At 27.6% G+C, this 7,576-nt stretch carries 9 protein-coding genes; 2 read left to right on the top strand and 7 right to left on the bottom strand.

Translation table 11 applies throughout. The features are described from left to right. On the bottom strand, positions 1 to 927 hold a 927-nt coding region (gene folK, locus AB1Z17_RS02795), incomplete at its 3' end, for a 2-amino-4-hydroxy-6-hydroxymethyldihydropteridine diphosphokinase (protein ID WP_368050269.1). 98 nt (positions 928 to 1,025) lie between these two features. Here folK and sppA point away from each other — a divergent pair. Beyond that, a complete protein-coding gene (gene sppA / locus AB1Z17_RS02790) occupies positions 1,026 to 2,780 on the top strand; it encodes a signal peptide peptidase SppA (RefSeq protein ID WP_368050268.1) in 1,755 nt (584 codons plus the stop codon). A gap of 102 nt (positions 2,781 to 2,882) precedes the next feature. On the opposite strand, the gene AB1Z17_RS02785 is transcribed toward sppA, so the two are convergent. Beyond that, positions 2,883 to 3,761: an AraC family transcriptional regulator gene (locus tag AB1Z17_RS02785; RefSeq protein ID WP_368050267.1), complete on the bottom strand. Its 879-nt coding sequence runs from the start codon at positions 3,759 to 3,761 to the stop codon at positions 2,883 to 2,885. A gap of 201 nt (positions 3,762 to 3,962) precedes the next feature. On the opposite strand from AB1Z17_RS02785, the gene AB1Z17_RS02780 reads away from it, so the two are divergent. Beyond that, positions 3,963 to 4,556 (top strand): hypothetical protein, encoded by a 594-nt coding sequence (locus AB1Z17_RS02780; protein WP_368050266.1) that lies wholly within the window; start codon positions 3,963 to 3,965, stop codon positions 4,554 to 4,556. A gap of 65 nt (positions 4,557 to 4,621) precedes the next feature. On the opposite strand, the gene AB1Z17_RS02775 is transcribed toward AB1Z17_RS02780, so the two are convergent. The 5 genes from AB1Z17_RS02775 to thyA form a co-directional block, all read right to left on the bottom strand. Further along, complete coding sequence (locus AB1Z17_RS02775; RefSeq protein WP_368050265.1) at positions 4,622 to 5,104, bottom strand: dihydrofolate reductase; 483 nt, start codon at positions 5,102 to 5,104, stop codon at positions 4,622 to 4,624. Next, a complete protein-coding gene (locus AB1Z17_RS02770) occupies positions 5,101 to 5,502 on the bottom strand; it encodes a 2TM domain-containing protein (protein ID WP_368050264.1) in 402 nt (133 codons plus the stop codon). The genes AB1Z17_RS02775 and AB1Z17_RS02770 overlap by 4 nt, the downstream gene beginning before the upstream one ends. A 23-nt stretch (positions 5,503 to 5,525) precedes the next feature. After that, complete coding sequence (locus tag AB1Z17_RS02765) at positions 5,526 to 6,992, bottom strand: energy transducer TonB (protein WP_368050262.1); 1,467 nt, start codon at positions 6,990 to 6,992, stop codon at positions 5,526 to 5,528. A 15-nt stretch (positions 6,993 to 7,007) separates the two neighbouring features. Beyond that, positions 7,008 to 7,214: a hypothetical protein gene (locus tag AB1Z17_RS02760; RefSeq protein WP_368050261.1), complete on the bottom strand. Its 207-nt coding sequence runs from the start codon at positions 7,212 to 7,214 to the stop codon at positions 7,008 to 7,010. Between the two features lie 38 nt (positions 7,215 to 7,252). Beyond that, the coding region (gene thyA, locus AB1Z17_RS02755) for a thymidylate synthase (RefSeq protein ID WP_368050260.1) at positions 7,253 to 7,576 on the bottom strand (324 nt) is incomplete at its 5' end.

Genomic DNA, 7,576 nt, shown 5'->3' with positions numbered 1-7,576 from the left:
CAATAAACGCGGTGTGTTTTGATATAAATAAATATACAAATCTGGTTTGGTAATTTCTTTGTACATAATATCGAACATTTTTCTATATAAAAAATACTCCTCCTTTTGCAAAGTTACTTGTGCAAAAATCAGCGATTTAAAAATATAATAATCAGAAACTATAAAGTTTTTAAATAAATCAAATTGCGCTAAATCATCTGTAAGTTGTGAGTATCTATCCGCCAAGAAACTCATTTCTAAAGGAAAGGCATAACGTTCTTTATCTTGGTAAAACTTTGGTAAAAACGGATTGTCTGCAAAGCGTTCTAACACTTTTTTAGCATTAAAATCTTCGGCAATCATATTTGTTAATGTTGTTTTACCAGCACCAATATTTCCTTCAATAGCTATGTAATTATATTTTTCTGAAATACAAATTGGGCGTTCAAGATTTACTTCCGTTTTTTCTATTTCAGTGCTATCTGTACAATTCTCGGCAAGAGTTATAATGCGTTGTTTTTCAATAGGATGTATTAAGTTTGGTGCAATTTCTGCTAAAGGAATTAGCACAAAGTTTCTGTGTAACATTTCCTTATGAGGAACATTTAATTCTTTTGAAAAAATTATTTCAGTATCAAATAATAAAATATCAATATCAATGGTTCTGGCTTTGTATTCAGCATCTAAATTAGGTTTCCTTCCTAAAATCACTTCAATTTTATGAATGGCTTTTAGCAAATCTTCGGGATTTAAACCTGTAGAAAGTTCAATACAGATATTATAAAAATCATCACTTTTAAAACCCCAAGACGCGGTTTTATATACAGATGAAATTTTAGTGACAGTACCAATTTTTTCAGCAATTAAATTAATTGCTTCTTGTAAATTTTTAAGTTTAGCACCTTGGTTGCTTCCTAAAGAAAGATATGTGGTTCTTAATATTTTCATAAACTGAATACAAAGAAAAGAAAAGTATTATTTAAAAATATATCTTTGTGGCTCAACTTATAAACATTTAAGTTTTTTTAATATAATAAAGTGTACTCATGAAATTTTTAAGAAATTTAATAGCTTCTATTTTTGGAACATTTATAGCGTTAGGCATCATTTTTATGTTATTTATTTTAATAGTTTCAGTAGCTTCTGAAAGTGAAAAAATAGTGGTAAAAAATAATTCGGTTTTAGAATTAAGGTTAAAAGGTGCAATTAAAGATTATGCTCCAAAAAGCGAAAATCCTTTTGAAGAAGTATTTGGATTTAATGATGGTAAAATGGGTTTAAATGAAATACTAAATGCCATTGAAAATGCTGCTTCCGATACGAATATTAAAGGAATAAGTATTCGTGTTTCCGGTATTAATGGTGGAATTGCCCAAACCCAGGCAATACGATATGCGCTTTCAGAATTTAAAGAATCTGGTAAGTTTATAAATGCGTATGCCGATTTTTACGACCAGCAGAGTTATTATTTAAGCTCGGTTGCAGATTCTGTTTTTGTCAATTCTTTTGGTGGTGTAGATTTTAAAGGACTTTCAACCGAAGTTTTATATTATAAAGATGTGCAATATAAAACAGGAGTTAAAATGGAGGTAATTCGTCATGGAAAATATAAAAGTGCTGTTGAGCCTTACTTATATGATAAAATGAGCGATAATAACAGAGCTCAAATTACATCCTTTTTAACATCTATCTGGAACGAAATGTTACAAGATATTTCTAAAAGTAGAAATAAATCTATTGAAGAATTAAATACTATTGCAGATAATTTATTTGCAAGAAATGCTTCTTTAGCACTTGAAAATAATCTGGTAGATGGAAATATTTATTTAGATGAATATACTAATAAATTAAAACAAGCAACAGGACTTTTACCTGTTGATGATTTAAACCGAATTTCATTAAAAGATTATATTTCCGTTGGAAAAGGACGGAAACGTTCTTCTGCAAATAATAAAATAGCTGTAATTTATGCACAAGGTGAAATTATATACGGTAAGGGTGATGAAAATTATATTGGCCCAGAATTAATTATAAATGCGTTAAGAAAAGCAACAGACGATAAAAATGTAAAAGCCATTGTTTTAAGAGTAAATTCTCCAGGTGGAAGTGCGCTGGCAAGCGAACTGATTTGGAGAGAATTGGAACTAGCAAGTGTACAAATGCCAATAGTAGTTTCTATGGGTAATGTAGCAGCATCTGGTGGTTATTATATTGCTTGTAATGCAGACGCAATTTTTGCAGAACCAACTACAATTACAGGTTCAATTGGTGTTTATGGAGTATTACCAAATATTAGTGAATTAGCTGATAATATTGGTGTTAACGCCGAACAAGTAAGTACAAATAAAGGTGCTAGTTATAGTGTTTTTGAGCCAATGACGGATGCTTTTAGAACTGTAACTCAAGAAGGTGTTGAACAGGTTTATACTATTTTTTTAGAAAGAGTTGCAAAAGGAAGAAATATGGAAGTGTCTGAAGTTGATAGTGTTGCGCAAGGTAGAGTTTGGTCTGGAGTTGAAGCTGTTGAAAAAGGCTTGGTAGATGAATTAGGTAATTTAGACGATGCCATTTTACATGCTGCTGAATTGGCTGAAGTAACAGATTATAAAGTAAGAAATTACCCTAGTTATAAGTTAGATTTTGAAGATAGAATTAATAGTTTTCCTTTTATGAAATCGAAAGAAAAATTGTTTTTGGAAGAGCTAGGAGAGGAGAATTATAAAATATATCAAAATATAAAACAACTTTCAACATTAAAAGGAATACAAGCTAGAGCCCCTTTTATTTTAGATATTAAATAAGTTACTAAACTTAGTTTAATTCTTTAATTGGAGTTGTTTTGTGTTGTCATTACTGTTTTCGCAGGAACGACGAATATGCGGGAATGATAGATACCAAAAAAATTACTTTTGAACCAGTAATTTTTTCATTTCGTTGCGATATTTTAATGGACTACTTCCTGTAAATTTTTTAAATAATTTATTGAAATGTGAGAAATTATTAAATCCACTTTCAAAACAAATTTCTGTAATACTCGAATGGTTTTCTGCAAGTAATTTTGTGGCGTGTACAATTCTAAATTCATTTACAAATTGTGTAAATGTTTTATTTGTAGATTTTTTAAAATACCTACAAAATGCGGGAACAGTCATACTTACTTTTTCTGCAATTTCTTCTAAAGGAATAGGTCTTTTAAAGTTTGTATTTACAAATCCAAAAATAACATCTATTTTGTTGTTATCTTGAGGTTCAACTTCAAAAGCAAACCCATCTACATTTAATAAGGAATAGTTTTTTGTTTGCGCTAAATCTTTTAAAATTTCTAAAAAATGAATAATTCGGTCCATTCCTTCAAAATTTACTAATTTTTCTATTTTTGGGCCAACTGTTTTTTTTACTTCAATATTAAATAAAATTCCTTTCTTAGCTTTAAGAAATAACGATTTTACAAGGTTCATTTCAGGTAAATTAACAAAGTTTTCTCCCAAAAAATCGTCTTTAAATTGTATTACCGTTTCCTTACCATTTGAAGTAAATCTATCAGTAAAACCACTATGAGGTAAATTAGCTCCAATTAGAATTAATTGACTATTACTAAAATATGATAAATGACTTCCAATATGTCTTTTCCCATTAGCCTTATTAACATAAATTAACTCTAACTCTGGATGAAAATGCCAAGAAGGCAAACTATCTACAACGTTTTTGCTATGTTGTTTTATCCGGATTGAGCTTCCAAATTCTGGATTTAGTTTTTTAAATGTGGGCTTTGTATTTTTCATATTTGCCATATATACAAAAGTAAAAATAAAAAGAACAAAGATTATATCTAGATTTAATATGTTTATGTTCTATTTTAACCCTATAAAATCTTAACAATTAATTAACAGTTAAAATAGAATATAAATATGAAAAATGTGAAGTTTTTTACATTGAATATCCATCATACATTTGTACCATACTAATTAATAAATTATTGAAATATGAAAAATTTAATTAAAAAGAGTTTACTTATTGTAGCTGTATTAGCTACAGTTGTAATTAAGGCAACAAACATTAATAATAATGTTAAAGTAAATGTAATAGATTTAAAGTTAATTGATTTAAAACTAAAAAATACGGACGGAAATTTAACAATAAGTGTAAAAGATGCTTTTGGAGAGGTTTTATATACTGAAAAGTTTGAAGAAAATTATTTCTCAAAGAAATATGATTTAAACACGTTACCAACAGGTAACTATTACTTTGAGATTGAAGGTAGAACAAGAATTAACTTAATGCCTTTTAAAGTAACTTCTAAAGGATTTGAATTTAAAAACAACATTGAAAGTACCTATTATAAGCCTATTGTAAGGCAAGATGGTGATTTAGTTTTTATTTCGAAAATAGCTTTTAATAAAGAAGAATTTGAAATTAATTTATATGATCAACAATTAAATTTATTGTATAGAGAAAAGTTAAATGGTGATATAAATTTAGGAAAAAAATTAAATTTAAAAAATCTTAAATCTGGAAATTATAGCATTGTAATGAAAAGTGCAGGTAAAGTATTTAAACAGAAAGTTTATAAAGAATAATAATAATTCATATATTATTTAAGTTTGGTTTAGTTTAAAAGAGTTTTCTGTTGAAGGCTCTTTTTTTACTTTTTAATATATGATACAAAACTATAATCATATTTATTTTTCTCATCGGCTTTAAAATATTGTCGAGAAGTTTCTTTCCATATTGAAGTATCAATTTTTGGAAAAAATGCATCGGCATCAAAAGTATGATGTATAAAAGTTAGATCTATCTTGTCTGCAATTTCAATGGCTTGATTATAAATTTCTGCCCCACCTAAAATAAAAGGGTTATCATCTATTTCAGCTGCCTTTAATGCTTCATTTAAAGAATTTACAATAATGCAACCTTCAGCGGTAAAATGTTTATTTCTAGTTATTATAATAGTAGTTCTATTTGGAAGTGGTTTCCCAAGAGATTCAAAAGTTTTTCTACCCATAATAATATGGTGATTTAATGTAACTTGTTTAAATCTTTTTAAATCAGCTGGTAAATGCCAAATAAGTTGATTGTTTTTGCCTAAAGCATTATTTTCTGCTATTGCAGCTATAATTGTAATCATTCGTTTTCTGTATTTTTTGGCAGTTCTTGCTTTTTTTTTATTTCTGTGGCATATTGCTCACTTTCAGCTTTGAGATCTGCTTCTTGGGCTATTTCTTTTTCTAATTTAGCAATCTTTATTTCTTGTTTTAGTACTAATTTTTCCGTTTGTTTGCGCTCCCATGCTGTATTCATAAACTTATTGGTAACATAAACATTAATAAAATGTAATACAAAAAGGAAGAACCAAATTAAAATTGCCCAAACAAACCAATCAAACTGTTCCCAAACGTTTAAAAATTTATTAAGAACAATTAAAAATACCGAACCAATTAAAAAAACTATAAAATGATAATATAAACGTTTCTTTTGTTTAATTCGATTGCGAGCATTTTCATACAATTCGTGCTGTTCATTCATAGATGTTACAATTTAAGATAATTTTAATTCTGAAACCTACTTTTAATTTCTTTTTTTATAGGTATTTTAAAAGCTATTGGTAAAGAATATTTTACTCGAACGGGCTTACCACGTTGAAAACCAGGTTGTGAAACCTTAATTTTTTTTAATACTCTAACAGTTTCAAGTTCTAAATCTTTATGAGGCGCCCGTACATTAATATCCGCTATTTCTCCCAGTGAGTTAATTGAAAATACGGCAAAAATTCTTACAACACCAGTTTTACGGACTCTTCTACCAGCATTTTTATCAAAATTTAATGCTATTTTACTATTCATTACATTCTGATTGCATTTCTTTAAAATTGAAATACTTTTTGATTTTTCACAACCATTTAAAATTGGTAAAGTTTGTAAAACTTTGGGCTCACTACATTTAATAATATTTTTATTATCTTCTAATGTTATAACCTGAATTCCATAATTATTTAATGGACTTTTACCTGAAATATCTAGTTTTTCAAAAGGGAATTTTTCAAATGCTTCAATAATTGCTTTGTCTAAACTTTCATTGTTTGCATCTGTTTTAATTTGCTCAAGTTCATTTTTTTTAGTTGTATAAAAAGAGAGTGTGATGTTGTTTCTTTTTAAATTAAAATTAGCCAAATTAATTAACTCTTGAGAGAGTTCATTTCTAAAATGCTCCGAAAGTTCATTTTCTGAAGAAGCATTTTTAAAATAGGCTGCATCTGATTGATTTCCAATGTTATCACTGTCAATAACTATATCAACAGAGTAATTATCTTTAATACCATTTAAAGTAGCCGGTCTAAATCTATAATTGAATTTTTCAAGAGCTTCTATTGTGCCTTCAACTAACAATGAATCATCTGATTTTACTGCTAGAATTTCCAGTTTACTAATTTTAGTAAAATTTAATTTAGAGTATATATTTAATTCATTTTCTATATTAATATCCGCAATCTTTTTGGAATTAAAAGAGGTTTCAATAAAATATTCTAAGTTAGCAGTAAAGCATTTATTGTAATCTTTATAATTAAGGTTTTTTTCACAGCCTTCAAGAATTGGAGGTATTTCGTGTAAAACACTAGAGCTACATTTTAAAACAGCTTCTCCATTTTCAATAGCCAATATTTGAAAAGAATAGTTGTGCATTTGTGATGCACTTTTTATTTCAATTTTTTGAAAATCTATTTCTTCAAAACCTTTTATAATGGCTTTTTTAAGAGCCTTGTTTGTAGTATTTGTTCTAATGTTAATAGAGTAATAAAGGCTATCAAGGTTAAATTCTAAAATAATTTTTGAAGTTTCTTTAGGAAATAATTCTTTTGAAATTAAATCTTCACTTATATATTTTTTAAAATGATGGTAAAAATAATTATCGGTATTTGGGTTTGTGTGAGTATCCCATCTATCTTTAAAATTCGTTGATTGTTGTCCATAAAACATAGTAAAACAACAAAAAGAGAGTAGTAAAATTATTTTTTTCATGGCAAACTTTTGAGATTACATATTTTTGACCCACTCTTTTATGTAATCTGTAAAGTCTTCTTTTTCATCAGCTTGCGAAAATTTTTCATTTGCAAAAGTTAAAAATTTTGCAATGTTTTTATCTGACGTATCAAAAAGAGCATCAATTGATTTTAATAAATTTACGTCTTCTATTTCAATAATCCTTTGAATAATTTTATTCTTTAATTGTAGAGAGTCCATATTGTTTTTTTATGCTTAACGTTTTCTTTATTTTAATATTATACAGAAACAACACCTTTAATATGCGGATGCGGATTGTAATTGACTAAGGTAAAATCTTCAAATTTAAAATCAAAGATATTTTTAACATTTGGGTTGATTTCCATTTGAGGCAATGGTTTTGGCTCTCTAGATAGTTGTAAAGCAATTTGTTCGCTGTGGTTGCTGTAAATATGTGCATCTCCAAAAGTGTGAATAAAATCTCCATAACCTAAATCACAAACTTGAGCCATCATCATTGTTAACAGGGCATAAGAAGCAATGTTAAATGGAACTCCTAGAAAAATATCTGCACTTCGTTGGTATAATTGGCAAGATAATTT

The organism is Lutibacter sp., from assembly GCF_040883305.1.
In the GTDB taxonomy this organism is placed as follows: domain Bacteria; phylum Bacteroidota; class Bacteroidia; order Flavobacteriales; family Flavobacteriaceae; genus Lutibacter.
Note: the sequence above shows the minus strand (reverse complement) of the source record. Positions and strands in the feature narration are given on the sequence as shown.

What these genes read in the sequence shown, in the direction of transcription:
- AB1Z17_RS02785 (WP_368050267.1), bottom strand. Translation starts at nt 3,761, where the DNA reads ATGAAAAATACAAAGCCCACATTTAAAAAACTAAATCCAGAATTTGGA.
- AB1Z17_RS02775 (WP_368050265.1), bottom strand. Translation starts at nt 5,104, where the DNA reads ATGATTACAATTATAGCTGCAATAGCAGAAAATAATGCTTTAGGCAAA.
- AB1Z17_RS02760 (WP_368050261.1), bottom strand. Translation starts at nt 7,214, where the DNA reads ATGGACTCTCTACAATTAAAGAATAAAATTATTCAAAGGATTATTGAA.
- AB1Z17_RS02780 (WP_368050266.1), top strand. Translation starts at nt 3,963, where the DNA reads ATGAAAAATTTAATTAAAAAGAGTTTACTTATTGTAGCTGTATTAGCT.
- AB1Z17_RS02770 (WP_368050264.1), bottom strand. Translation starts at nt 5,502, where the DNA reads ATGAATGAACAGCACGAATTGTATGAAAATGCTCGCAATCGAATTAAA.
- sppA (WP_368050268.1), top strand. Translation starts at nt 1,026, where the DNA reads ATGAAATTTTTAAGAAATTTAATAGCTTCTATTTTTGGAACATTTATA.
- AB1Z17_RS02765 (WP_368050262.1), bottom strand. Translation starts at nt 6,992, where the DNA reads ATGAAAAAAATAATTTTACTACTCTCTTTTTGTTGTTTTACTATGTTT.